This is a genomic window from Saccharospirillaceae bacterium, assembly GCA_022448365.1.
GTDB lineage: Bacteria > Pseudomonadota > Gammaproteobacteria > Pseudomonadales > Oceanobacteraceae > Bacterioplanoides.
On sequence record JAKVCS010000006.1, the window covers coordinates 52,636 to 78,970 of the forward strand.

Below are 26,335 nucleotides of genomic sequence, written 5' to 3' on the forward strand. Positions count from 1 at the left end.
ACTATGACTGCCTCCTTGACAGAGAACAGCCAAACACTAGCTACTGATAATACAAGAATCAAAGTCCTCGATTTCTACCGCGGAATCTGGGTTATGTTTATGCCAGCAATGCACTTTTTTTACTTCTATGGCGAACCTAACTTCACTGACACGGTAATTGGCTCGTCGTTTGAATTGTTAACACTCTGGACGACTGCCGTTATCTATCTATCCTCTCTGCTCATTCTGCTGACTCCGAATGCAACAGGTGCGCAACATATTCAGCGCATATTATTTCTTTTCTTTGGTGGCTACGCCTTGATACTCGGCTGCGTACACGGGCTGGGCGTGCAGCTTGGCATTACCCACGAGATAGTGATTGGTAGCGTCTGTTGCTTCATCTTTCTGATGGGTATTTTTATTGGCCTGGCCGGCAACAAGAGTTTGTCATTATCGATTAAACGAGGCGCAATGCTGTTTTTAGCTGGCTACGCCCTGAATTTTTTCCGCAGCTCGCTGCCCATGTGGCTTTCCCTGGAAGTTGGTTTGATCAACGAAGAAGATTTGGGTATCGACAATCCACTCAGAGAGTTCCTGGTGGTTGATATTTTACAATTTGCCGGTATTGCTTTTATTGTCTGCAGCCTGCTGCGCCACTACCTTCCTGGTCCTCAATATTGGCTGCTCATCGCACTGGCGATTACATTCACCTCACCCTATGTCTGGGATGTTGATTCAGATAATTTTTTGGTGAACGAGTTATTAAGACTGCTGGCAGGCAATGTCTCTGAAGGAACATTTTTCCCACAACTTCCTTGGTTGGCTTATGCGATTTCGGGTATGGCGTTCGGTCACTGGCTGAAACAAGCCGATGATTTAAATGAATTTTTAAGGAAGTCGGTACCCTACAGTCTTGTCACCATAGCGATTGGTGTTGGTATTATTCTTACAGATACTAGCTACCATATCGGAGAGTCGATGCGTCCGGGTCCTGGCGCTGTTATTGCCTTTGGTGGTTTCACTGTTCTGTCCATCTTCTTATTTCAGTCGATTGTCGTGAAAGTGCCTCATAATGCGGTATTCAACTTCTGGTACACCTGGAGCAAGCACATCACCACGATATACGTAGTTCACTGGTTAATTATTGGCTGGGGGCTCATGTATTTTGGTTTCAGAACGCTCAACGGCGTGGAATATTTAGTCATTTTATTTGCGCTTTATATACTGACCCACTTCCTGTCCACAGGTCGGATTAAATTTAAACCCAACTTGAAAACACAATAGCGCATAAGGGTATTGCTATGACGTTCCGTTTGCCGCCAGAATGGTATCCACAGGATGCAGTGATGCTTACCTGGCCCCATAGCAATACCGACTGGTCGCCCTATCTCAACGAGGTCGAACCGGTATATGTTGAAATCGCACATCAAGTATTAAAACGACAGTCGTTACTGGTCATCTGCCATAGCGATGAAGTCCAAGCCCATGTGCAGACACTGTTGCAAGCGGCCGACATCGATACCGGCAAGCTCTATACCTTTGTTATTCCCTGTAACGATACCTGGGCCAGAGACCATGGCCCTATCACATTAGTCAACGCCAAACAGCAAACTCTGTCGCTGGATTTTATTTTTAATGGCTGGGGCAACAAATACGACTCACCGTTGGATAATGCGATCAATAAGTGCCTACTGCAGCAGCCGACCATACACGCTGCATATAAAGCGGTTGACCTGGTATTAGAGGGCGGAGGGGTCGAAGTGGATGGTCAGGGTCACCTACTGACCACAGAAAATTGCTTATTAAATCCGAATCGCAATCCGGGCGTTACGCGCGAGCACATCGAGCTGTTGCTTAATCAACTATTTGGTTCAAAAAAAGTCTTGTGGTTGCAACATGGCAGTCTTGAGGGCGATGACACCGATTCCCATATTGACACCCTTGCCCGTTTTGCGCCGGACAATAACCTTGTTTATGTTCAGTGCCTGGATCAACACGACCCACACTTCAATGAACTACAACAGATGGAACGCGAGCTGAAAGCACTGCGGCGTCATGATGGTCAGCCATTTACGCTGGTGCCGCTGCCAATGCCGACGGCATGTTTTAATCAACAGGGTGAGCGCTTACCGGCAACTTATGCTAATTTCCTGATCATTAATGACGCAGTGCTGGTGCCCACCTACCGCCAGCCTGAGCTGGACAATCATGCTCTGCAACAAGTACAGCTTGCTTTCCCACAACACGATATTATTGCCGTCGACTGCCTGCCATTGATTGCGCAATTCGGCAGCCTGCATTGCATTACAATGCAACTACCCCAAGGGTTTTTAGCTTAGGTTTTCTACATGACAAAGACACTCAAAACCGCACTGATTCAACAAAGTAACAGTCACGATATGGCCAATAACTTTGCCAGCAGCATTCAGGCCATTCGACAGGCTGCAGAAGCAGGCGCAAAACTCATTGTACTGCAGGAGTTGCATCGTTCGTTGTATTTCTGCCAGCAGGAAGACGTGGATGTGTTTGACCTGGCGGAAACCATTCCCGGCCCGTCCACCGATTCACTTGGCGAATTGGCAAAATCGCTGGATGTGGTAATTGTCGCCTCGTTATTCGAAAAGCGCGCTGCGGGCCTGTACCACAACACCGCTGTCGTACTCGACAGTGATGGCAGCATTGCTGGTAAATACCGCAAGATGCACATTCCGGACGACCCGGGTTTCTACGAGAAGTTTTACTTTACCCCCGGCGATATGGGTTTCGAACCCATTCAGACCCGTGTTGGAAAATTAGGCGTATTAGTGTGCTGGGATCAGTGGTTTCCGGAGGCCGCGCGATTAATGGCGCTGGCCGGAGCCGAAGTATTGATCTACCCCACGGCGATTGGTTGGGACCCTCGCGATGACCAAGCTGAGCAACGCCGTCAGCTGGATGCCTGGGTAATCAGTCAGCGCGCTCATGCGGTAGCCAATGGGGTTCCGGTATTGAGTTGCAACCGGGTTGGCCATGAAGCCGATCCTGGCCCTGCTGGTGAGATTGATAAAGCAGGACCCGGTATTAATTTCTGGGGGCACAGTTTTATTACCGGACCCCAGGGTGAGTTTTTAGCAGTAGCCAGTGAAAATAAAGAAGAAATTCTGTACGCCGATATCGATCTGAATCACGGTGAAAATGTGCGTCGTATCTGGCCGTTTATGCGCGACCGTCGCATCGACCACTACCAGGATTTATTAAAAATTTATCGTGACTAACCTCATCACACCCTCTTAAAACCCTAAAACTATCTAAGGCCGGACTTTATGCCCAGTGATCTCCCTTATCGGTTAACGGTAAAAAAAAGTCAGAGTATAACGCCCAATATGCGCCGTGTTACGTTAACCGGCGATGACCTGGCTGAGTTTCCTGAGGGTTGCGAGGGTGGCTACGTAAAACTGCTATTCCCGTGTGCTGGTGAAACTAAGCTACCTTCGCCGGAAGCGGTTGATGCTGGCGCACCGGTTATCATGCGCACTTATACCGTACGCTACTTCAACAAAAGCGATTTAACGCTCGATATTGACCTGGTATTACATGGCCAATCCGAGGCGAGCCCGGATCATCCATCACACTCTGGTCCCGCCTCTGGTTGGGCAGCACGCACACAGGCCGGTGACCACATGTTGATGTACGGCCCGGGTAAGGTGAAATTTGCCCAGACCGATGCCGACTGGTTTTTATTTGCTGGCGATATGACCGCGCTGCCCGCCATCAGTTGTCAGCTTGAGCAGTTACCCACAAATGCCCGGGGTTATGCTGTCATCGAAATTAACTCAGACCAGGACCAGCAAGACCTGAAAAAGCCCGAGGGCATTAAAATTATCTGGGCGGTTAATTCACATCCCGATAGCGAGAACACGGTATTGAGTGATGCAGTAAAAGCCTTACCCTGGTTATCCGGCCATGTGGCAATTTGGGCGGCGTGTGAATTCAGTAATATGCGGTTATTACGCAGCTACTTCAAAACAGAGAAACACGTTAACCGCGACCAGATATATGTCAGCAGTTACTGGAAAATGGGACAAACGGAAGACAAACACAAGATCACAAAAAAACAGGATGCGATGGCTGAAGGTTAGTACCTGTCGCAGCCTGTCAGTAATCAATAAAAAGCCCCATTCAAACGTTTGAACGGGGCTTTTTATATTTACTGATACTAATCCGGAAATTCCGTCATTGTGCCTGAGCTGACGCAGTATCTTCATTATCCGGCTTATCACGAAGAAACGGCTGACGTTGCCAGTAATATAAGCTGCGCCATAACCATTCAACCGGCCCGTAATGATATTTTTCCATCAACACCTGGCCCAACGATAGCTGAATAGTCCAAACCAGTATAACGACCAGCATCTGTTGTAAAAAGTCGATCTCTGCTGCTCTGATATTGAAGAGTATCGGGTAAAAAAGAACAACGGCAATCAGTGTTTGTAACAGGTAGTGCGTTAACGCGGCACGACCAATGGCTTGCAATCTTAACTGCAACCATAACAACGTATTTGATCGGTTCCATAAGATAATAATGCCGATATAAGCCATGGCCTGAAGAATCGCAGCCAGACTGTTCAGATCGAGATAAATGCCGTAAGCACTATCGAGTACCAGTGCCATTCCTTGTAAAAACAGCCCGGCGAATAAACCACAAATTGCCCAGGTGCGATAAACATGCCGAGAGGAATTTCCCGTTATAAAGCCAGTTTTATACAGCGCCATGCCCAACAGCATATTCGCCACCGACATACTGAAATATTTAATCGTTTTCAGCTCATCAAAGCTCAGTCCGGTGCTGGCCGTCACCGCTGCCTGAGTGGCGTCGTCATAATAATGTCCAGCCAATGCCGGACCGATGTAACCGATGCACAACACATACAAAGGCAGACTCAGAGTCACTAATACCGGAGCAGATAGCCGACGTAATGGATACAACAAAAATCCCGCTACGGCATACACAAATAAGATGTCACCGTACCAAAGGGTAAGATGCAAACCGCCAATGACCATCAGCCAGAAATTGCGACGATAAAACACAGCCAGAACATTGCTGTTTTTCTGATCAAGTTTTTCAGTAATTAAAATAATGCTGGCACCGAATAAAAACGAAAACAGTGTCATCATCTTTTGTGAAAACAAGGCGTAGACCAACGAATAACTGGTCAACATCACGTGGCCATAAATAAAACTGCCTAAACCATTTTCCATCGTCGGAAAAAATGTGCCTATCTGACGATAAAATTCGATTTGTCCGGTCTCAGAGTAGGCAAATAAGGTGACATTAATGACAAAGATTCCGAGCAGAGCGACACCCCGGATCAAATCCAGCTGAACCACTCTCATTGATCAGCCCTCATTACAAAAAAAATCATTGAAACAACCTCATTCTTATACTCCTTGTAGCCTTATGGTGTGATGTTGACGCTAGCGTTTTTTATTTAATCGTTGCGATTCAAACAAAAAAACAGCAGTAATTGATAATCATTATTATTAATACGGCAATCAGTTATGTCAACGGCGTACACGATACAGATGGCCGATTTTCACCCGAACGAACGACCCCGCGACCAAACTTTTCAGCGAAAGCATCTACACTCAAAGCATGAGTATACAAACGCCTTCGGCACAACAAATTCACCAATGGCAAGCCCACTTTCTTGCGCTCAATGACGCCAGGCTGGAGAGCGCCCGCAGTTTAATGTCTCACCGCCAGCGAGTGGTGCTTGATGTATTGCCGTTGCTGCTTCACCTCAACCACCAGCAACTCCCTGGATTTGTGTCACGGGATACGCCTTGTGGTATCGAACATTTTCAGCCCAGCCAGCAACAAGTTCAGACTCTTCAGAGTATCGCCCGCGGTGTTAATCCCCCCAGAGGGTTTTCCGAAAAACACATTCAGGGCCTGTATCTGATGGGGAGTCTCGGGTCGCTGGCGCAATCGCGCTCCAGTGATCTGGATGTCTGGTTGTGCCACGATGAAACAATGTCTCAATCACAACTGGCATCCCTGCAGCAGAAATGCGAACACATTGAACGCTGGGCTGAATCGCAGAATGTTGAGCTGCATTTTTTTCTGATGAATCTCAGCGATTTCCGGCAAGGCCAGAGTCGCTCCACCGGCGGTGAGGACTGCGGCAGTAGTCAGCATCTGCTGTTACTCGACGAGTTTTATCGCAGTGCATTGTGGCTGGCAGGCAGTCAGCCTTCCTGGTGGCTGATTCCTCTGAATCAGGAATCCCGCAGTGAACCATATTGGCAAGCCCTGCTCGACGAGCACAAAGTCCACGCCGGACATTGGTTGCACTTCGGTCAGATCGGTACTATCCCTGCCGCTGAATTTGTTGGCGCCGGTTTATGGCAATTAAATAAAGGCTTGAGTAATCCGTATAAAGCACTGCTGAAGTTATTACTCACACGTCATTACGCCAGTCAGTATCCCAACATTCGCCCACTATGCTGGGACCTGAAGCAGCGGGTACACGCCGGTGACACCGAAGTTGAACACTGTGATGCCTACTTACTGATGCTGCAACGGGTCAGTGAGCAGCTGGATCAGGAAGGTAACCCGCAACGCATTCAACTGGCGCGACGGGCGTTTTATTACAAAGCTCAGTTACCGCTGTCGAATCTCAGTAATAACCAACGCAAAAGCTGGCGGGCAAAATCTTTCAGTAAACTATGCAATCATTGGCAGTGGCAGCCCGACGATTTTCTTGAATTGGATCAACGTCAACAGTGGCCAGTGGTACGGGTCAACAAAGAACGTAATGCCCTGATCAGTGAAATGCTGTCGAGCTACCGCTTTCTGGCCGGATTCAGTCAGAAGTATGCGCCCAAACTGCACATCAAACCCGCCGATCTGAGATTGTTAGGTAATCGGCTGTACGCCGCCTTCGATGCCAAACCCGGTAAAGTGATGGATATTAATCCGGGCATCTGCCATGGGCTGGAGCAGGATAAAATCACCCTGCGACTCACTCCGAATAAAGTCTGGCAGCTGATACCCGGTAGCTGGAATAAAAATACCCAAGACACCCATCAGGTACTGAAGCAGTCTCCAAGCCTGATCGAGCTGCTGTTTTTTGCTCAGTACAATGGGTTGTTGGCCAACCACACCCAGATTGCATTGTTCCCAAGCCATAACCCGGTCAGCCAGTACGAACTGAAAGAGCTGTTGCAGGTAGTACGCTCTCAAACCGTCCGTAACGCAGATAATGCGGCATTAGTTCATCCGCCCAAACCTCTGCAGTGGAAGCTGTTCATCAATGTTGGTATCGATCCGCAGCACAAACTCAGCCGTCGTGGCATGCAAAAAATCAGTAATCGCGACGATGCACTTGGTTACAGTGCAATTCGTGAAAATCTAATCCTGACGCTCGACCTGTTTACCCGCAACAGCTGGGGGGAGTGGCATATCGAACGCTTTGATGGCCACGCAGCTATGCTGCAATGTTTGCAGCATTTATTGCGTTACCTGCCCTTATCTCAACCGCAATCACAATGGCCGGAAATATCCTGCCATTGTCATTGTGCCAGTCGCGCCAGCGCCATTCGCATGCGTGCCGAACAACTGATTGGTAATACCTTCAAACATTTCAGCGACCATCCACGGCAGCCGTATTTAATCGAAGCATCGGAACAATATTACTTATTACACAGCCAGCGCGAGGGCATAAAGCTTCAAAGCGCAGCAAACGTCAGCCAACTGCTGCATCTGCTGCAGCAACCGCGTGATTTTTTTGCTCCCTGCACCCTGGATTCTGCGGCCTTATTACAAAGTCCGCTGCGCTTGATTTATCAGCGTGCCCGAGCCGGGGTGTGGCAGTTATTTTACTGGAAAAAAGATGAACAGTTCTTTTTCTATTTACTGGATGACAGAGGCGCGTTACTGCACCAGCAATGGTCTGAGGCGGATGGGAAACACCGGTTGATTGCTGCGATTCGGTTCTTACGCCAACTCGATCAGCGTTGGCTGGCTCAGCTGCCGGGCAGCAAAGTGCGCCAGCAACAACGGAATATTTTATTGTTCGAAATACGACAGAAAGAGCAATCGTTCGATCTGGAACTGGTGCGGCGTAAGTTGCCGCAACTCAGCCAGCAGAGCAACAGCATCGATCTCAGTGCCGTTATCGATGATCATCAACAAACCACGCTATACTGCAACAGTCAGGAGTTCAGTATCTGGCAGTTTGGTGATGACCTGTACAAAGCAGTGGCTGAAGAAGTGGTCGCCATCCGCCGGCAGGGCGATCACTACCCTTGCCACCTTAGTGATTTATCCTTACCTGATAATAATCAACAGGTCATCGAACATCTGCTGGCGCGACAGACCATCGAAAAGCGCATCAATCAGGCTGTGTCGCTGGCCTGAGGCCAGCCCACAGCGGCAGACATGTGTCTGCGAACCCCGTATAATGCCCGCCATCTTTTATCTTCTGCTTGTGTGGAATTGTTTATGTCCCGGAATTTAATGCAGACAGCACTGCGCGCCCTGCTCGCCAGCCTGATTCTGATTGGCGGCTTATCGGCCTGTGGCCAGAAAGGCCCGCTGTATCTGCCCGAAGACCGGCCTCAAGAAACCACAAGCTCAGCAACGGAATCGAACTCCTGATGTCAGTCTTCAGCTACCAGAATGGTGAACTCCACGCCGAACAGGTTTCCTTACGCGCCGCTGCCGAACACTTCGGTACGCCGCTGTATGTTTATTCCCGTGCTGCCTTTGAGCAACACTTTAACGCCTACACCGAGGCGCTCGGCGATTGGCCACACCTGGTATGTTACGCGGTAAAAGCCAATTCCAATCTGGCAGTCTTAAACGTACTGGCTAAACAGGGCGCCGGTTTCGATATTGTCAGCCTGGGTGAACTGGAACGTGTATTAGCCGCCGGTGGCGACGCCAGCAAAGTCGTATTTTCCGGTGTCGGCAAGCAAGCAGCAGAGATGCAGCGTGCACTGGAGGTGGGTGTTTATTGCTTTAACGTCGAGTCCGAAGCTGAACTGGAACGTCTGAGTGACGTTGCCAGTCGTATCGGCCAAACCGCTCACGTTTCTCTGCGTGTGAACCCGGACGTTGATGCCCAGACACACCCATATATTTCGACCGGTTTAAAAGATAACAAGTTCGGCATCGATATTAACGAAGCGCCACGGGTTTACGCCAAAGCCAAAGATTTACCGGGCTTGGATATCAAAGGCGTAGATTGTCACATCGGTAGCCAGCTGACAGAAATTTCTCCATTTATGGATGCCTTGGATCGCGTTCTGACTTTGGTCGATAACCTGGCAGAACAAGGCATCAATATTGAACACTTGGACCTGGGTGGCGGTTTAGGGGTTACCTACCGCGATGAAACACCAGCCAGTGCCGGTGATTACATCACTGCGATAAAAAACCGTTTGGCCGAACGTGCAGATGGCGGCAAACAGTTCAAACTGATTTTTGAGCCGGGTCGGTCGGTTGCGGCAAACGCCGGTGTCTTTTTAACTCAGGTGGAATACCTGAAGTTAAACGATCACAAAAACTTCGCCATTATTGATGGTGCGATGAACGATTTGATCCGCCCATCGCTGTACAGTGCATGGCAGGATATTAAACCGCTGACGGAAACCTCCGAAGCACCGATACGCCGCTATGACCTGGTAGGTCCGGTGTGTGAAACCGGTGATTTCCTGGGTAAAGATCGCGAATTACCCTTAGCTGCTGGCGATCTGGTTGCAGTCATGTCGGCCGGTGCCTACGGTTTTGTGATGGCGTCGAACTACAACAGCCGCGGTCGCCCGGCGGAAGTGATGGTTGATGGTGATCAGCTGCACCTGGTGCGCAAGCGCGAAACCATCGAAGAGTTATTCGCCGGCGAACAACTGATCGCAGAATAAGGCGCAGTTTTTAAGGGCAATAAATAGATATGTGGCTTAAATTCAGCAAAATGCACGGCCTGGGCAATGACTTTGTGGTGATCGATCTGGTCACCCAAACCGGTCATATCCGTTCAGAGCGGGTGCGCGAATTATCCGACCGAAATTTCGGCGTTGGTTTTGATCAGCTGTTGATTGTTGAGCAACCAAGCCGTCCGGATGTCGATTTTAAATACCGGATTTTTAACGCCGATGGCAGTGAAGTAGAAAACTGTGGTAACGGCGCCCGTTGTTTCGCTCGTTTTGTTTACGATCAGCGTTTAACCGGTAAACGCGACATTCGTGTGGAAACCGCCAACGGCTTAATGGAATTACACCTCACCGATGACAATCAGGTAGTGGTGGATATGGGCGAGCCGACCCTGATTCCGAATTTAATACCGTTTCGTGCCACAGAATACGCGCCAGAATACACCATCGACGGCGGAGAAATTGGCCAGGTTTCATTAGGTGCTGTGTCCATGGGTAACCCTCATGGTGTGGTACGGGTTGATGACGTCGATACCGCACCCGTGGAGCACTGGGGTCCGATTCTGGAGTCACATTCGAGCTTCCCGGCCCGCGCTAACATCGGCTTTATGCAGGTCGTGGACGAACACCATATTCGACTGCGGGTATTCGAACGGGGAACTGGCGAAACCCTGGCCTGTGGCACCGGCGCGTGTGCTGCGGTAGTCTCTGGTCAGCTGCGTGGCTGGCTGAAGCCCGGCGTCACCGTATCGCTGCCAGGCGGTGATTTATTCATTGAATGGGATGGCAATCCGGATTCCCATATCAAAATGACCGGCCCTGCGGTTACCGTATTTGAAGGCCGGATGAACGTATAAGGTCAGAACCTTTAAGGAATTGTTATGAGCCAGCAACCGCGTTTAACCGATGCTGATGTTGCCCAGTATTTACAGGATCATCCCGATTTTTTCACCGGGAAAGATGACCTGTTGGCGGAAATGCGAATCCCCCACAATGCCGGCCCGGCAACCAGCCTGGTCGAACGTCAGCTATCGGTTCACCGTGAACGTAATGTGGAACTGCGTCAGCGTCTTGCTGATTTGCTGGAAAATGCCCGTCGTAACGACCAGCTGTTCGAAAAAAGCCGCCGCTTGGTGTTGGCGCTTATCGAAGCAGAGAGTTGGCTGAACGTGCAGGCCGCGCTGGACGATTCCCTGCGTAAAGACTTTGGTGTCGACGCCTGGGCGCTGTTGCATTTCACCGAACGAAACCTCGACGCACCGTTAATTACTATTCGCTCCAGCGAACGCCAACGCAGCGTACATCGTTTGTTTAAAGGCCATCGTGCAATTTGCGGTCAGCTGCCGCAGGACGACATTGCCTCTCTGCTTGGCACACAAACCACCAACACACAGTCAGTTGCTGCGGCCCAGGTCCGTGGTCAGGGAAATAACGGCGTATTAACCGTTGCCAGTAAAGACCCAGGTTATTATCGCAGCTCGATGGATACTTTATTCCTCGATTACATTGCCGATATTCTGGCCCTGCGGTTACCGCAGATACCCGTGGTATAACGCAACAAGCAATGGTTACCAGGTAGCTTCACCGATGGCGATTAAACTGATTACGCTGGATCTGGACAACACCCTTTGGGAAACCGATCCGGTTATTCTTAAAGCGGAAAAAGCTTGTCATAACTGGGTTGTGGAAAATGTTCCACAAGCGGCCGAGTTCTACACGTTTGAAGCATTGCGCCAGTATAAAAACGATATTGCTGAGTGTTATCCACATCTGCGCGATCAAGTATCGGAATTGCGTATCGAAGTTTTACGCCGTGTATTTTTGCAGGCTGGCATCCGTGGTGATGAAGGTCGTCAAAAGGCACTGCAGGCATTCGCCGTGTTTTATAAAGCCCGCAGCGAAGTGACGTTATTTGAAGGTGCATTAGCAGCACTGGAAACACTGAAAAAAGACTATCAGATAATGGCCGTTACCAACGGTAATGCCGACCTGAAACTCATTGGTATCGACCATTTGTTCGACGCTCACTTTAATGCTGAAAATGTCGGTGCTGCCAAACCTCACACGGATATGTTCGAAGCGGCTTTAAATAAAGCCGCTGTGTCCCCCGCAGACTGTATTCACGTTGGCGACCATCAGGAACAGGATATCGTTGCTGCCAAGCGCCTGGGCATGCATACCATTTGGGTTAACCTGAGCGATGCAGCATGGGTCGAAGACGAGTGTGTTCCCGATCAGGAAATTACGCATTTATCGCAACTGAATGCCGCCGTAGCAGCGCTGAATTAATCACCACCCATTTGTGCAGCACTGGCTGCAACTCAAGCCAGACTCGCCCTCGTTTCAATAACGACGTTAGTCGTATCGATTTCTGAAAGACTTACAGCATAAGTACACAAGAGTGTGGCGATGCACGATAAACAGGGGAATAAAACAGGGGAATAAAACAGGGGAATAAAACAGGGGAATAAAACAGGGGAATAAAACAGGGGATTCAATCGGATAATAATGAAGCGGTTCGGTAAGGTTTATTCGATGCTGACGGAGGTTTGCGATATGTCAGCAGATAAATCGCTTAAAGGCTGCTGAGACTTATCTGAGTGAGCAACAACGGCTTCTGCCGATGGTAATGAAACCATGCTGAGTTGCTCAATAAAAGCACCACTGACACCCAACTTACCCGGCATACCTAAAGCAAACTCGAGGCTTTCAATTTCGGGAAAATGCTCGTTATAAATACGCTGCCAATCCTGATCAAGATTACAGTGAACCGTTTGCCAGCTTTCGGCTTTACTGCTTTTGCCATTCACCACGACCAGATGTTCAAAATCTGAAATTGCTTCGGTCGTTCCGGCTGTACGACCGCTATCCCAGATATAATGAAGCGTTCGCTCTGGCCAGGCATCAGTATCATCAACGTGTACGCTTAAACGCAGCAGAGGATGCTGATCAACAAACTCGTCCACCGTCCAGCGCCAGCTCAGCTGAGGTCGTTCAACCTGGTCGTCGATGTCGAGTGACAACACCATCTCACTGCGACTCTGCAAACGCACCACATTGCCAAGCATCACATCGTACTGCGGCTCAACAACACAATCGTCGCAATCCACCGACCAGTCATCTGCCAGACGAGCCGACAACAAGACTTTTTCAGACGACGGCAACGACTGTACCTCTTCGGCATGGGCAGTTCGGTGATCTGAAAAATACCAGAGCATCAGCAGTGAGCATAATGCGATGGCAGCAGGAATAGCATGCATTCGTCTTCGGGACTTTTTTGAATAGGTGTACACAGGTCAGCTTCCTTGCCGCGATTTCCGGCCAGTTTAACAGCTCAGGTTGGTCTGTGTTAGCAATCGTGGCTTTAAATCACAGGTATTAGCCCAATTTCGCTAGACCGAAGGAAAACAACAGCGACTCTGTTGGCGCATTTTTTCTTCGACCGGAATTTAAAGCAGAGTTATTCGTACGATCGTACTTGATATTATTAAAATTAGCGTCGGGTAATAACTAACCGTACATCATAAAAAAAGGCCATCAACGGCCCTTTTTTACAGGCGACACAGACGTCGCTCACAACAATAATCGCGGATCAGATCGGGCGACTACCGTAATTAGTTTGCGGCTTACGCGGTGGATCAGCCATCACATTGTCGTCTACCTGAGTGATCTGGCCACCCCGTGCTAAAAATGCAGCTACGTCATCTTCCATCGACTGACGCATTTCATCACGCGCGGCACTGCTGGTACTTACGACCAGATCTTCATGTGCATCTTTTTCAGCAGTCGCTTCAGAATCATCACTATCGGACGCCTGCATTTCTTCTTTTGAATCTTCCGACTCACCGTGCATAGAATCTTGCATTTCCAGTTCTTCGTCAGCCATCTCATTTTCCTTCTATCAGCTGTGGTTATTCGTGGTTGCGTTCAGGCACGCAGGTTTTGTTGCCATAACTTATAGTCCAGCCTGAGCAGATCGCCAGAAATGACTAACAATTGTTACGAAAAAATATCCCGGCCGGAAAATCGACCCAAAATTAACCGGAAATGTGCCGGAAACCTGATAAACAGGTATTTTCTGAAAGAGGCATCAGGAAACCGTACGGTTCTGCCAATCACCCGCTTTTGTGTGACAGAGATGAGGGTTGAGACGGGAATTAAATCGGCTGAATTCAGATCGTTAAATATGTGTATGCCTGCAGTGACTCACCTAACTCGCGACTGAACTCCGCTTTGTCGTTGTCGGTTAAAGCGGATGCTGCGACTTGCTGCTGTAAGCGTTGCTGAATATCCGCCGGGCAAAAGTTCACATAATCCAATACGTCGGCAATGTCATCGCCATGAATCGGATTCTGCAGCTGTACTTCGCCGTTTGCATCCAGTAGCACATCCACCGAATCGGTGTCGCCGAACAGGTTGTGCAAATCACCGAGAATTTCCTGATAAGCCCCCACCAAAAAGAACGCCAACTGTTCACCTTTTTCGATACTTGGCAGTGGCAGGCAGGTTTCAATACCGTCGGCATCAACGTAGCTGTCGATTCGGCCGTCAGAGTCACACGTGATGTCTTGCACAACCGCACGATGACGCACCGGATCGTGATGGCTTCTTACTGGTAAAATCGGAAAGATCTGGTTAATGCCCCAGATATCTGGCAGCGACTGAAACAGTGAAAAATTCACGAATATTTTTTCCGCTTGTTTCTCATGTAACTCATCCAATAAATCGCGATGGCTGCGATTTCCCGGATTTAATCGCTGTTTTAATTCCCGACTGATGCGACTGTAAAGCGCTTCCATTTGTGCCCGCTGGGATAACGAAAACATCCCCAGAGCAAAACCGGATTGCGCATCACCAACCCAGTGCTGCACATCGTGATAAATCTCAACCAGTGAACGTGGGCTGATGGAGTCACCGCCAGAGCAGCAAAGTTGATCAAACACTTGATAAAGCGCTTTTAATGCTTGTGGTGCCTCATCTTCAGGAGGATTAACCACACCTTCTTGTGGACTTTCTGAATCTATAATCTCAGTTAATAACAGCGCATGATGGGCCGTCATTGCCCGGCCAGATTCGGTAATAATATTCGGCTGTTGCGCTAAACCCAGCTCATCGCAGATATCTTTAAACGCCGATATTACGTTACGGGCGTACTCCGCCATGCTGTAGTTCATAGAACAATAACTGCGCGAGCGCGTGCCTTCGTAATCGACCCCCAAGCCGCCACCGACATCCAGCCATTGTACCGGCACACCGAGCTTCACTAACTCGGCAAAAATACGGCTGCATTCACCTAAGCCGGTTTGAATATCACGGATATTGGCCAACTGTGAGCCAAGGTGAAAATGCAGCAACTGCAGATAATCGAGCTGGCCTCCGGCACGCAGTTGTTCAACCACCTGGAGAATCTGATAGGCCGACAAACCAAACTTGGATTTTTCACCGCCGGTGTTTTGCCAGTTACCTTTACCGATGGTGGCTAACCGTGCACGAATACCTAAACGCGGTTTTACATTCAGGCGTTGCGCTTCTGCCAGAACCAACGGCAGCTCGGATAACTTCTCGATGACAATAAAGACCTGATGGCCCATCTTCTCCGCCATTAAAGCCAGACGAATAAAATGCGCGTCTTTATAACCGTTACAAACCACCACACCGTTATTGGTTCCAAGCTGAGCAAGCACAGCAATCAGTTCTGGCTTGCTGCCAGCTTCAAGCCCCAGACGTTCGACACCAGCCTGCTGCTGACCTTTCAGCAGCTGCTCCACCACCGGCTGCTGCTGATTCACTTTTATCGGATAAACCGGGGTAAAACTGCCGTTGTAGTCCAGCTCGTCACGAGCCTGCTGAAACGCGCTGACCAGTGACTGCACTCTGTGATGCAGAATGCCCGGAAAGCGCACCAGCACCGGCAGACGCAGACCGGCGTCCGTTAACTGCTGCCCTAACTGGTTTAAGTTAACGCCGTTACCACCATCAGCCTGCGGATGAATGCATAACTCACCCGCAGCATTTACCTGAGCATATCCCTCACTCCAGTAGGGTAAGTTGTAATGCTCTGCAGCACTGCTGGCTTTGCTAGAATCCAATGTCATAAGGGGTATCCGAACGGCGGGCGGTTAGGGTATCTTTGCGCCAATTTTAAAACACATCGACATCTTTGAGTATCAGCTATGAGCACATCCAATCAAAGCACTGCTTTTCCACAAGGACAGGGGTGGTTTACCGAAGTTTTTGATTCCGAAGGGTCTGCCTTCTCCCTGAAAGTGAAAGAGAAACTGGAAAGCGTACACAGTGAATTCCAGACCATCGACATGTACGACACCGAAACCTACGGCAAGCTGATGGTGATTGACGGCTGCACCATGGTCTCTACCCGTGAGAACTTCGTGTATCACGAGATGATGTCACACGTGGCACTGTTCGCTCATAAAGACCCGAAACACGTTGCCATTATTGGCGGCGGCGACTGCGGCACCCTGCGCGAAGTACTGAAGCATCCAGGTGTAGAACAAGTGACCCAGATCGATATCGATGAAATGGTCACCCGCATGGCGGAGAAGTATTTCCCGGAGCTGTGTGAATCCAACGCCGATCCACGCGCCGATATTCGTTTTGATGACGGCATTCAATGGGTAAAAGACTGCACACCGGAATCGCTGGATATCATTATTATCGACAGCACCGACCCGGTTGGCCCGGCGGAAGGGTTATTTGCCGTCGATTTTTACCGCGATTGTTTCAAAGCCCTGCGTGAAGGTGGCATTGTGGTTCAGCAAAGTGAATCGCCGCTGTATCACAGCAACACCATTATTAAAGATATCCATGTGGATATGGCGACAGCCGGTGCGACGTCTTCTCACACTTTCCAGTTCCCGCAGGTGATTTACCCATCCGGTTGGTGGAGCTGCACACTGGCCTGTAAAGGTGGTGACGCGACCGACTTTCGCATTGATGATGCGGTGAATAAAGAATTCCGTACGGAATATTACAATGCCGATATTCATGCGGGCGGCATTGCTGTTCCGGAATTTATGAAACGGTCTCTGGGAATTGAGGACTGATTCTCTTAATTGCTTATTCAGGCATTCTTAATGCCCGCCATAGCCGCCGGAAAAAGTGGTCTGCAATCGTGCTTCATTTTGATTGCCACTTTTGACGGTCGGTTGCTGTTAAGACTACCTATAGTTGATAACAAAGCCAGTATAAGCAGCCAATTCTTATCATAGCTTTCTTTTGTACGTAAACTGAGAACAAAGATTAGGAAGCAACAGGATTAAGAAGCTGAGCTTTTTCATCATCGCTCTAGAACCCTATGGTACCCGCAATGAAAGAGCGGATCATATTATGATAAAAGAGCGAAGCAAACGAAGTACATTTTTTCTTACAATTCTCATCGAAGAATCTTGAGAACCTTGAATGTATCCATGGTGAGTTTCTTTCTCAGTGCCAAATCTGAACGTTGATTGATCTCAATGTGGTTTGCAAAAAACCATGTTTTTTCGTTAACAACAAGATACCCAACATACCAACCGTCTTTTCCAGACCAACCTGTTTTTGACCAGACCTTAATTTGACTATTACTCTCTGACAACATAATACTTTTCAGCGTTTTCATATGTTGCTTCTCAATCGGCAAACTCTCCGCATACAATTTACGCAAGAAACTAATTTGATCTTTTATAGAGACCCTAAGATCACCATCGAGCCAAAATCGTGTAATCTCACTACCTGTTAGTTGATTCCCGTAGTTAAAATTTCTAAGGTATTCTTGATATTTTATATCACCTACCTTTTTTGCATAACGCTGATAACACCATACACATGAGTACTGAAAAGCTGTTTTAAGATTTTGATCTTTGTTCCACGGAGCGTATTCGCGTTGCACTCCATCCCAAGGGATAAGTTCAGAAGAGTCTTTAATCAAACCCTCCTCTAATATGATTAGAGTATTTGGAATTTTAAACGTTGAAGCTGGGACATAGCTTTCTTCATTGTCAACGTTGTATTGATACTTTATCTTTCCATCACCAGATTCAATGAGAATTGAGCCATTGATATTATTAGAGCTATAAATTCCCCCTATCACTTCCTCCGCAGCATGTATATTGATTGATAAAGCCCATATGACTAGTAGTCTAAAATACTTCATACCTATCTCGATTTTAGTGTGTGGTGGTACAACGCACCAACAGGGTCTGATAAATTCTTGGCTAAACTGTGTTGCGTATCGGAACCGAGCCAAGCTTTAGCAGTCCCGAACTTAATTGACTTTTTATATTTACGAAAAAACCTTATCAATGTAGTCCCTGTCATAATCGAGTATTAAATGATTATGACTCTGATACAGAGAATCCAAAGGCTCCCTACGATTTGAAACTACATCAATGCCTCGGTCATCATAGAGATTTAATACAAGTTGTTTTGTTCTGTTTATTAGATAAAATTCCCCATTGAGCTTAGGTTTTAAACTTGAAAAGTCAGTGTTAATTGCAGCTTTAAAAAGTTCCTCAGTGTTTACTTCAGTAGTTTTGATACCCGAAATTGTTGCTCTTTTCCAGCATTCACTTTTGTAATCTAAGTCTTCAGAATAGATTTCACGATGATCGGATAGTTCGATTTTGGCATCGTCAATTGAGTCCAACTGCTTAAAGATAAAACTGCGTTTCTTTATTTTTCTTCGTCCATCAGAAAAAATCTGATACGCAATAGCAATGTCATCACTTTGCTCAAATACAGCGTGGAAGATACTCATTGCTCTTTCTAGTGCAACGCGAAAGTACTCACTGTTTAAGGTCTTACTCTCATCATTCCAAATTTCTAGATCAGGTGGACCGATCTCAAATCTCAATCCAAAAGGAGACTTATAAAACAACGGTCGTTCTAATTTTATTTCAGAGTCATCCATTTACTCAGTACTTCCAAGGTGAATATAATGCTGCTATAAAAGGCGCGCGTTAGCGCGGCCAGTGGAGGCCGCTTTTTGGCCGGAACGATTTTTGATAGATTTGTTAACTTTAACTAACAAAAACTTTTGGTACTAATATTTTTTCGAGGTCTATATCGTTTGTTATTTCTAGATATGGTGCAAAGATAAAGTTTTTGGTTCTATTTATAATGTTGTGTCTTCTTCTTTCCTTATGGGAAATGCCTGGCATTATCAGTGTAATGAGGAAACCTTCAATAACAAAATTTACTGATACTTTCCCTTTTTCACCAAATGGCCGATGAAAGGGTGCAACAATTAGATCCTTTAGTTTGTCGGCACTGAAACCAACTTTTGAATCAAAAATCCTTGATATTTTAATGCTGACTAAGTTTGTAGGAACAATTAAGTTTTGATATATGGATAATCTCAGCTTTTCAACTGTATTAGATTTGTAAAACTCATACGGAAAAACTGCGCCATTGTATGAATCATGGTTAGAGCAGGCAGCGCGCCACAATATGGAGATAAGAAAAATACAGATTCGGTTAGTGTCAATGCCACTAAAAGTAACTCCAGCTTCAGACCTTTTTGCTACGCCACCATGCCCTCGCAAAACACCAATGGAATACCTTTCATACGTGCTGTTTAGGTGCTGCTCACATACACCGCAAAGCTGATATGTAGCCCAGCTATCACTGCTTTCTTTATACCCAAGTAAAGAGCTATCCAATATCTTGGCATGCCCATTGTTAGCGGCCAATATACGCCTAAAGAAAGCATCAGGAATGGCATGCGAGTTACGAAGATCATCACTCAGAAGACAAAGCTTACATACGGTATTCATTCGGTGCTCATAGAAGTTAACAGTTTATTCGTGTGCGTGCCTGATATTCCAGCGAGAGTCCTTCGAGATTGCTCGTATAACTAATTGATTTCATTGTGAAACCTCCCTTAGCAAGACAACTCCTTTCCAGAAAAGCGGGCGCGCACACTATTTCGCCTACGGTATGCCTACTATCTTGTAAACCACGTCCGTAAGCCGCTGATTTATTTAGTGTTTAAAATATCATCAGAGAGAAATACGGGCAAGCACGCAGCGAGCAAACTGCACTACCTTAGCTTGAATCTATGAAATAATACTGTCCTGAAGAAGGAAGCGTTCGAACGGTAGCTGCAGCTGCTTAAAGCTGGAGGAAATGTACTATGGAATTTAGTCATAACTGTCGCAGTTCAAACTTGATACTAGGTGTTTATTTCACAAAGCTTTTTATCTACTTTTTTAGTGCTAGATTCGATTAATTTTGTGAATATAACACTATTAGATTGGTAGTTATTAAAGAGTAAAGTGTAATTTTTACCTGAGAATCCATCTATTGAAGAGTAAGCTTCTACTTTCGCTGTTTTACCAAACCACGAAAACTTTTGATCAATTGGTGTAATACAATCGCCACGAGTATATTTAGGATTTTCATTAGCAATAGCACCAAATGAAAACACTAGAATTAGAAAACAAAGATACTTATTTTTCACCTATCATCCTTGAAAACATAACGCCCGCGTCACAGGCTAAATTTTTGTTGTGACTTCTGGCATAAAATGGCGCAGCCATGCCAAAAGGTGCAGCGGAAATTTAGTCCTTGGTGCACGTGCTTGTTACATGCGATGCTGTTCGACATCCAGTTTCTCTCCATTTCGTTCTTTCTTCCTTAATTCAGCAAACTCTAGCTCTGTAGTTTGCATAAAGTGAATAAGGAATGTTACCCATGCCTCTTGATAAACATAGTCGTTATGAGGTTCATCATAGAGACAAAACTCTGCCTGAGTATTAAAGGGTTCATCTGAACCGTTAGCAGGTCTAATTTCGAATAGCTTGTATAAGGTTGTATGCAGATTCTGAGTAATAGACTTACCGTTTAGACCTTCATTCACTCTCTTAACAACCTCTGAGGGTTTTAGCCTACGGACGTTTGCTGCCTCTATTTTTACGGTTTTATCTTTAATAATTACATTAAGCTTTTCGTAAGCTTCTTTATCTTCATCACTGAGCGAATCCCATTTTACAAACTCAACAGCGGCATCAGCTCTATTGGTATTAGAAATTTTGGGAATTTGTATTAGCTTTATACTATATTCTTGAGAATTATATGTATTGTCGTCTAGAGTATTTCTATACTTTTCGACAAATGCCACGATTTCTGCCAGATCCTTTGATAATGCAGACCGATTAGCTTGCTCTTGTTGCTGAGTCCTTATTTGAGAGAACTGCAGACTATAGACTAGCGCCTCATTGATTGAATATGTGCTCCCAAAAAAATCTATTAACTGGCTTTCATAGTTAAATAGTAAGGATTGGCATTCACCAAAAATAAGAGTATCGACCTCTCTTTTTTCGATGTGACGATGCTCAATTTTGTTTCTAAGCTTGATAAAGAAGTTAAGGTTTGACTCAACAGCAGCTGGTAATTCACCGTACTTCTTAATACACGTTGCAAGCTCCCATGCCTTCTTTTCTCCATCCACGGTATCGTAGCGGCCGTTCTTCTTTTTGTAATAGAAACGATCGCCTATTGTAGAATTGAAATGTGCATGAAATAGCCTTGTCCAAGCCATGATCATCATTGTGATGAAACCTTCACTACGGAAGGTTGTTCTCGGCTTGTTGTATATTTCGACCGCTAAAAGGGCTGAATCTATAGAAGCGTCCAGAATGGATTTAGTCTTTCCTTTGCGTAACTTCAATTTTACTTCCTAGTACATGTAACGCCGCCAACAGCGGCCGAGCGTAGCGAGGTCCAGCGCACAAAGTGCGCGATGCTGCTTGGCCTTGTTAGCACGTGGGTCAGTTACTAAATTGCTATTCATCCTCGAACTCGATTCCATCACCCGAGGGACTATCTTGCTCAAATATAACCCGCCTTTCTGGGAACTCTTTTGCGTAATCTTGCAAACACTGTACAAAGCCATCATGTAAATCTGGAAGAAAACCTTTTAGAGCCGCTAGCCCTTCTACTTTCAATGTTTTTGGCATAGATGATTGCTTATCATCAGTGATGCAATCCCAGAACGCATCTAGGTTAAAGCCATAATAGCCAGGAAAATCAAGCTTCTTGGTTACATACTCATGGAATGTTTCCTCATCCATGATTCCTGACATATCTATGAGTAATTCTTCAATCATCGTTTCGAGTGCTAACGCCGCGCACAGCGGCTGGCAAAACTGGCGGTTTTTGTGCGAATAGCACAAAAAGTGACAGGTTTGACAGTCCGTTGCTGCGCCTTGTTAAGTTTATTTTTTAACCCGTTTTTGAGCAAAACCTACGAACCACTGTAATAACAATAGCGATATTAGGGGCAAGTAAACATAGTACAGGTTTTGCTGACTAAGAGAGTAAGCGAAACTAATTCCTTCTCTACGCTCTTTATAAGCAATTTTCTGGACTTGTTCCTTAGTATATTGATCTTCTTCATACTTGCCTGGTGCGACTGCATAAGTTGCAAAACAGAACGCTATTCCATTTATAAGGACGATTAAAGTGAGTACTCTCAGAATTATTAACACGTAACCCAATAACGTCTCAATATTGTTCACTAAACTCTCCATGTAAACTTAACAGTTTATTCGTGTGCGTGCCTGATATTCCAGGAGAGTCTTTCGAGATTACTCGTGTAACTAACTGATTTCATTGTGAAACCTTCCTTAGCAAGACAATTCCTTTCCAGAAAAGCGGGCGCGCACACTATGTCGCCTACGGTATGCCTACTATCTTGTAAACCACGTCCGTAAGCCGCTGATTTCTTTAGTGTTTAAAATATCATCAGAGAGAAATACGGGCAAGCAAACCGAGCCATTATTACACCACCGTAATAATGATTTTCAATCCAACCCCATTATCACCACCATCCAAAGGCATATACTGAATTCAGAAGCCAAACAACCAGCAACAACATCCGGAGTTCACTATGGCAGTTGGATGGGCAAAAGACGGTGCGGTACAGGATCAGATCGACGCGACGGTATCGGATGCCGTCGCGCTGGCACGCAGTCGTATCAGCCATGGCGAAAGTCTGAGCCATTGCGAAGAGTGTGGTAACGATATTCCTGAGGCACGCCAACAGGCGATTCCTGGCGTACGTTTATGTGTGTTGTGTCAGAGTGAGCTGGACGAACAGCAGAAGGCAGTATCGGGTTATAACCGCCGGGGAAGTAAAGATAGCCAGTTGCGATAGATCTTCTGATGATCTCTCAGATACAAAAACGCCCGCCTGATTTTCATCAGGCGGGCTCCCATTACGAATAACTCAAAGCAGTACGATTAATCCAGCGACCCATCATAACCCGGTGCCAGCTTAGTCAGTCGATTGGTCTCTTCTTCGATCAACTGCTGACAGTGACGCGCCAGTTCCGGCGCATCATCCTGAGTTAAGCCTTGAGTGCTGATCGGCTCCATACAATGCATCTTCAGTACACCCGATTTAAAGCGATTATAATTCAGTGTTTTCGAGTGCCAGGCAAACGCAACCGGCTGAATCGGTACCTGAGCCTCAATCGCTAATTTAAAGGCACCTAATTTAAAAGGCAGTGGTTTACCGTAGTTGCGGGTACCTTCCGGAAAAATAACCAGATTCAGATTATTCTTGGTCAACTTTTTAGCCGATTTTTCCAGAGCTTGCTTCGCTTTATCACGACGCTCTCGTTTTACCATGATGTTTCCGGCCAATAAGAAAACAGCACCAATAAAGGGAATATAAACGAGTTCCCATTTTGCCAATGCCACTGTGCCTTTGCGGATCAACCGTGTGCAATAAAATAAGTCTTCGTTGCCCTGATGATTTGCGACAATTACCGTCGCCTGCTTTGGCTCCAGGCGTTCTGGGTGGGTCACATCGAGAGTGATGCCCCAATAACGTTTAAACACAGCAAATGCGACGATACAAATATCACCCATATTATTGCGGTGCATCGGTCGGATGAACACCAGAGGCAGCAGTGCCAGCGCCACCAGTGCTAACAACACGTAGGCGACTATCAGTCGGATTCTATAAATCATGGAAACTTCAGGGTACGGTTTTTTGAGTTTTCGGCGGGATACTGGCCAAGTCGGCTATATTAGCATTGAATTTAGGTCAAACAATGGCCGAACAGCCGCAGTGACCACGACAAAAAGCCCACCGGAATGTAACCCGATGGGCCTCAAGAATAAAATCATCAATAAAAAGGGACGATCAATCAGGCATCAATCACCAGATTACTGCGTGCATAAGCGGTACACAGAGTCACCGCAGGCCACTGTTCGTCCTCCTCTCCGTATACTTTGCCTTCCATCTTGCGACAGGAGCAGGCCTTACATACACCATTACGGCAGCCGCTCTGATGCTCAATACCCAGCTCTTCTGCCAGTGCCAGCAGGTTGGTATTTTCATCCACTTCGACACGAATATCAGACTTCGCAAACAACACTTCATGCTTGGCATCACTAGCCGACACTGGTGCCTCACTGGCACTGAAGGCCTCAAGGAAGAAGTTCTGCATCGGGAAATGATGCTGTAACAGGCTCTCTCTTACTGCATCCATCAGCCCTTGGGGTCCACAAATATAAACTTCACGATCATTCAGATCGGTCACCAGGCGCTGTATCAGCTCCGCAGATACCGAGCCTTGTTCAAAACCGTTCAAATTCGTCGGGTTATCACTGACAATATGATGAACGCTGATATGGCTATTATTAGCCAGTTCATTAATTTCCTGCTGAAAAATGATTTCAGATGGCGAACGATTAAAATACAACACGATGACATCTTGTGAGGCTGAGGTTTTTAAATCACGCAACATACTGATGATTGGCGTAATGCCCACTCCGCCGGCAATTAATAGTTTCTTGTTGTCGCTCCCCGATAAGCCAAACTCACAACGCGGCCGTCCTACGATTGTGAGTTCATCTCCCACCTGAACATGATCTGCCAGGTAATTAGAAACCTGACCACCCGCCACTCGTTTCGCAGCAAATTCAAGGTGACGACTCTGGTCGCTGCTGCGTGTCAAACTGTATTGTCGAATCTGCTCTTTGCCATTAACGGTTACCGCAACATTAATAAAAGAACCGGCTAACCACTCTAAATGCTGCCATTTTGTGGGTAAGTCCAAAGAAAATGACGTCGCTTTACCATCAATGTGCGATCGACGTTGGATAACCCTGGAAGCCACCCGGCTCGGCATCACATCACCATGAACCAAATCGCTCGGGCGGCGGGCATGCTCGATAATTCGTTTTGCCAGCGTGACTGGATTTAACAATGCCCAAACGGATTTATCCGATTCGTTCGTTGGCAAGGTATGCTTGAAGATGGTCGTCACCACATTCTTACTGGCCTGACCAAGACCTTCCATGCGATAAGGAACGCCGTATTTTTCACAAATAGCGGCTACCCGGGGAGCCAGTTCACGCAGACGATTGGGTGGTAAATCCGGGTAATAATGATGTTCTAAATGGTAATTAATGGCACCATAAAATATATCTGCAAAACTGGCATCCAGGGTTTCGTCTTTTAGCGCATTCATCTGATCCAGATATTGCTTTGGAAAAGGCGTATCGTTATAAAAATTCACCGTTGCCGCGGCCTGGCGCAAATAGTAATCCGCTTCCGTTTCATGCTCTACTTCTTCAAACACTTCGCTTTCTTCTGTCATATGCGATGACGCCAGAATTAAACCCAGGTAGGCATTGGCAATCGAACGGGCCAGGAGATTAGCCGTTCCAACCCGAAAGGCGCGCCAACCATGTTGTAACGGCATCGTAATGTAGCTGTATTTAACCTCGCGCCATATACGACGTAACGGGCTGGTGATGCCTTTTCGGGTAAGGCGCTCATTGCGTGCCACATCAGCCGACATTGAGGTATACATAGCGTAATAATGAGCATCGTTTAACAAAATCCACCCCAGAGCTAATGGCTGGAAAATCGTATACCAACGCCATTTTTGTGCGCCATTTACCCGGAAAGCCAGATAACCTAAATCATGGTCTCTTTCTTTGATGTTGGTGAACGGGTGATGAACCGTGTTGTGCATTAATGCCCAGTCTTTTTCATCCATGGTGTTATTCCAGGTCCATTGGCTGGAATGAAAACGACCCGCATTTTCCAGGTGATCGTACTGACCGTGGAGAATATTATGGCCCAACTCGGAAAACTCGATGGTGTAATGTGAGATCAGCATAACAATGCCGCTTTTCCAGCTACTGAAGCCCTTACCATGATTAATCAAAGTGCGGGCTTTTTGTTCCAGCGCTTTGGAAAATTGATCGACCTTCGCTATGTGATCCAGATCCGTTTGACCAACCTTAGCTTTGGTTTCGCGGTATAACGCTGAGATTTCAGCAGCAAAAGCGCTTTTTTGTTGTGGAGAGAGCATTACGGGCATATCAGGTTCACCTCTTGTTATTGTGCGCCCATGGTGTTGAAGGTTTTGACTGGGCATCGAACACACGGTGAGTTTGACCCAAACTCACAAGCCCGCTT

General features: G+C 46.8%; 24 protein-coding genes. 12 read left to right on the forward strand and 12 right to left on the reverse strand.

Going from position 1 to position 26,335, the window contains the following annotated elements; genetic code table 11:
• The first annotated feature begins 93 nt into the window (after positions 1-93).
• The 4 genes from MK185_15990 to MK185_16005 are packed head-to-tail and all read left to right on the forward strand — an operon-like array spanning position 94 to position 4,097.
• Complete coding sequence (locus tag MK185_15990) at positions 94-1,263, forward strand: DUF1624 domain-containing protein (protein MCH2042132.1); 1,170 nt, start codon at positions 94-96, stop codon at positions 1,261-1,263.
• 17 nt (positions 1,264-1,280) lie between these two features.
• On the forward strand, positions 1,281-2,318 hold the full coding sequence (locus MK185_15995; GenBank protein MCH2042133.1) for an agmatine deiminase family protein: 1,038 nt from the start codon (positions 1,281-1,283) through the stop codon (positions 2,316-2,318).
• A gap of 60 nt (positions 2,319-2,378) precedes the next feature.
• Positions 2,379-3,233: a carbon-nitrogen hydrolase gene (locus tag MK185_16000; protein ID MCH2042134.1), complete on the forward strand. Its 855-nt coding sequence runs from the start codon at positions 2,379-2,381 to the stop codon at positions 3,231-3,233.
• A 48-nt stretch (positions 3,234-3,281) separates the two neighbouring features.
• Positions 3,282-4,097 carry a siderophore-interacting protein gene (locus MK185_16005; GenBank protein ID MCH2042135.1) on the forward strand — a complete coding sequence of 272 codons (816 nt, stop codon included), beginning with the start codon at positions 3,282-3,284 and terminating at the stop codon, positions 4,095-4,097.
• Between the two features lie 94 nt (positions 4,098-4,191).
• Here the strand turns inward: MK185_16005 and MK185_16010 are convergent, their stop codons facing one another.
• A complete protein-coding gene (locus tag MK185_16010; GenBank protein MCH2042136.1) occupies positions 4,192-5,349 on the reverse strand; it encodes a DUF418 domain-containing protein in 1,158 nt (385 codons plus the stop codon).
• Between the two features lie 259 nt (positions 5,350-5,608).
• Here MK185_16010 and MK185_16015 point away from each other — a divergent pair, with 259 nt between their 5' ends.
• The 6 genes from MK185_16015 to MK185_16040 all read left to right on the forward strand — a co-directional run bounded on the left by MK185_16015 (position 5,609) and on the right by MK185_16040 (position 12,180).
• The gene (locus MK185_16015) at positions 5,609-8,377 is read left to right on the forward strand and encodes a class I adenylate cyclase (protein ID MCH2042137.1); all 2,769 of its coding nucleotides are present in this window, start codon (positions 5,609-5,611) and stop codon (positions 8,375-8,377) included.
• Positions 8,378-8,476: 99 nt separating this feature from the next.
• A complete protein-coding gene (locus MK185_16020; GenBank protein ID MCH2042138.1) occupies positions 8,477-8,617 on the forward strand; it encodes a lipoprotein in 141 nt (46 codons plus the stop codon).
• Positions 8,617-9,882, forward strand: coding sequence for a diaminopimelate decarboxylase (gene lysA / locus MK185_16025; protein ID MCH2042139.1), 1,266 nt, complete (start codon positions 8,617-8,619; stop codon positions 9,880-9,882). The genes MK185_16020 and lysA overlap by 1 nt, the downstream gene beginning before the upstream one ends.
• Before the next feature lie 29 nt (positions 9,883-9,911).
• On the forward strand, positions 9,912-10,748 hold the full coding sequence (dapF, locus tag MK185_16030) for a diaminopimelate epimerase (protein MCH2042140.1): 837 nt from the start codon (positions 9,912-9,914) through the stop codon (positions 10,746-10,748).
• Between the two features lie 24 nt (positions 10,749-10,772).
• Positions 10,773-11,444 (forward strand): DUF484 family protein, encoded by a 672-nt coding sequence (locus tag MK185_16035; GenBank protein MCH2042141.1) that lies wholly within the window; start codon positions 10,773-10,775, stop codon positions 11,442-11,444.
• 34 nt (positions 11,445-11,478) lie between these two features.
• Positions 11,479-12,180 carry an HAD family hydrolase gene (locus MK185_16040; GenBank protein ID MCH2042142.1) on the forward strand — a complete coding sequence of 234 codons (702 nt, stop codon included), beginning with the start codon at positions 11,479-11,481 and terminating at the stop codon, positions 12,178-12,180.
• A 239-nt stretch (positions 12,181-12,419) separates the two neighbouring features.
• Here MK185_16040 and MK185_16045 read toward each other — a convergent pair whose 3' ends face one another.
• The 3 genes from MK185_16045 to speA form a co-directional block, all read right to left on the reverse strand.
• Positions 12,420-13,151: a DUF3047 domain-containing protein gene (locus MK185_16045; GenBank protein MCH2042143.1), complete on the reverse strand. Its 732-nt coding sequence runs from the start codon at positions 13,149-13,151 to the stop codon at positions 12,420-12,422.
• A gap of 332 nt (positions 13,152-13,483) precedes the next feature.
• Positions 13,484-13,777 (reverse strand): hypothetical protein, encoded by a 294-nt coding sequence (locus tag MK185_16050; GenBank protein ID MCH2042144.1) that lies wholly within the window; start codon positions 13,775-13,777, stop codon positions 13,484-13,486.
• A 286-nt stretch (positions 13,778-14,063) separates the two neighbouring features.
• Positions 14,064-15,986, reverse strand: coding sequence for a biosynthetic arginine decarboxylase (gene speA / locus MK185_16055; protein MCH2042145.1), 1,923 nt, complete (start codon positions 15,984-15,986; stop codon positions 14,064-14,066).
• A gap of 78 nt (positions 15,987-16,064) precedes the next feature.
• Here speA and speE point away from each other — a divergent pair, with 78 nt between their 5' ends.
• Entirely contained in the window at positions 16,065-16,955 is an 891-nt protein-coding gene (gene speE, locus MK185_16060; GenBank protein ID MCH2042146.1) for a polyamine aminopropyltransferase, read from the forward strand.
• 329 nt (positions 16,956-17,284) lie between these two features.
• Here the strand turns inward: speE and MK185_16065 are convergent, their stop codons facing one another.
• The 6 genes from MK185_16065 to MK185_16090 form a co-directional block, all read right to left on the reverse strand.
• Positions 17,285-18,043 (reverse strand): class D beta-lactamase, encoded by a 759-nt coding sequence (locus MK185_16065; protein MCH2042147.1) that lies wholly within the window; start codon positions 18,041-18,043, stop codon positions 17,285-17,287.
• Between the two features lie 129 nt (positions 18,044-18,172).
• Positions 18,173-18,799 (reverse strand): DUF3885 domain-containing protein, encoded by a 627-nt coding sequence (locus tag MK185_16070; protein ID MCH2042148.1) that lies wholly within the window; start codon positions 18,797-18,799, stop codon positions 18,173-18,175.
• Between the two features lie 109 nt (positions 18,800-18,908).
• On the reverse strand, positions 18,909-19,664 hold the full coding sequence (locus MK185_16075; GenBank protein MCH2042149.1) for a hypothetical protein: 756 nt from the start codon (positions 19,662-19,664) through the stop codon (positions 18,909-18,911).
• Between the two features lie 398 nt (positions 19,665-20,062).
• A complete protein-coding gene (locus tag MK185_16080) occupies positions 20,063-20,350 on the reverse strand; it encodes a hypothetical protein (GenBank protein ID MCH2042150.1) in 288 nt (95 codons plus the stop codon).
• 123 nt (positions 20,351-20,473) lie between these two features.
• Positions 20,474-21,559, reverse strand: a complete 1,086-nt coding sequence (locus MK185_16085; GenBank protein ID MCH2042151.1) for a DUF3644 domain-containing protein — start codon at positions 21,557-21,559, stop codon at positions 20,474-20,476.
• Between the two features lie 115 nt (positions 21,560-21,674).
• Positions 21,675-21,998: a barstar family protein gene (locus tag MK185_16090; protein MCH2042152.1), complete on the reverse strand. Its 324-nt coding sequence runs from the start codon at positions 21,996-21,998 to the stop codon at positions 21,675-21,677.
• 782 nt (positions 21,999-22,780) lie between these two features.
• Between MK185_16090 and MK185_16095 the strand changes: the two genes are divergently transcribed.
• Positions 22,781-23,047 (forward strand): DksA/TraR family C4-type zinc finger protein, encoded by a 267-nt coding sequence (locus MK185_16095; GenBank protein ID MCH2042153.1) that lies wholly within the window; start codon positions 22,781-22,783, stop codon positions 23,045-23,047.
• Positions 23,048-23,133: 86 nt separating this feature from the next.
• Here the strand turns inward: MK185_16095 and MK185_16100 are convergent, their stop codons facing one another.
• Positions 23,134-23,868, reverse strand: coding sequence for a 1-acyl-sn-glycerol-3-phosphate acyltransferase (locus MK185_16100; GenBank protein MCH2042154.1), 735 nt, complete (start codon positions 23,866-23,868; stop codon positions 23,134-23,136).
• Between the two features lie 179 nt (positions 23,869-24,047).
• Complete coding sequence (locus MK185_16105) at positions 24,048-26,237, reverse strand: fatty acid desaturase (GenBank protein ID MCH2042155.1); 2,190 nt, start codon at positions 26,235-26,237, stop codon at positions 24,048-24,050.
• Positions 26,238-26,335: the final 98 nt, after the last annotated feature.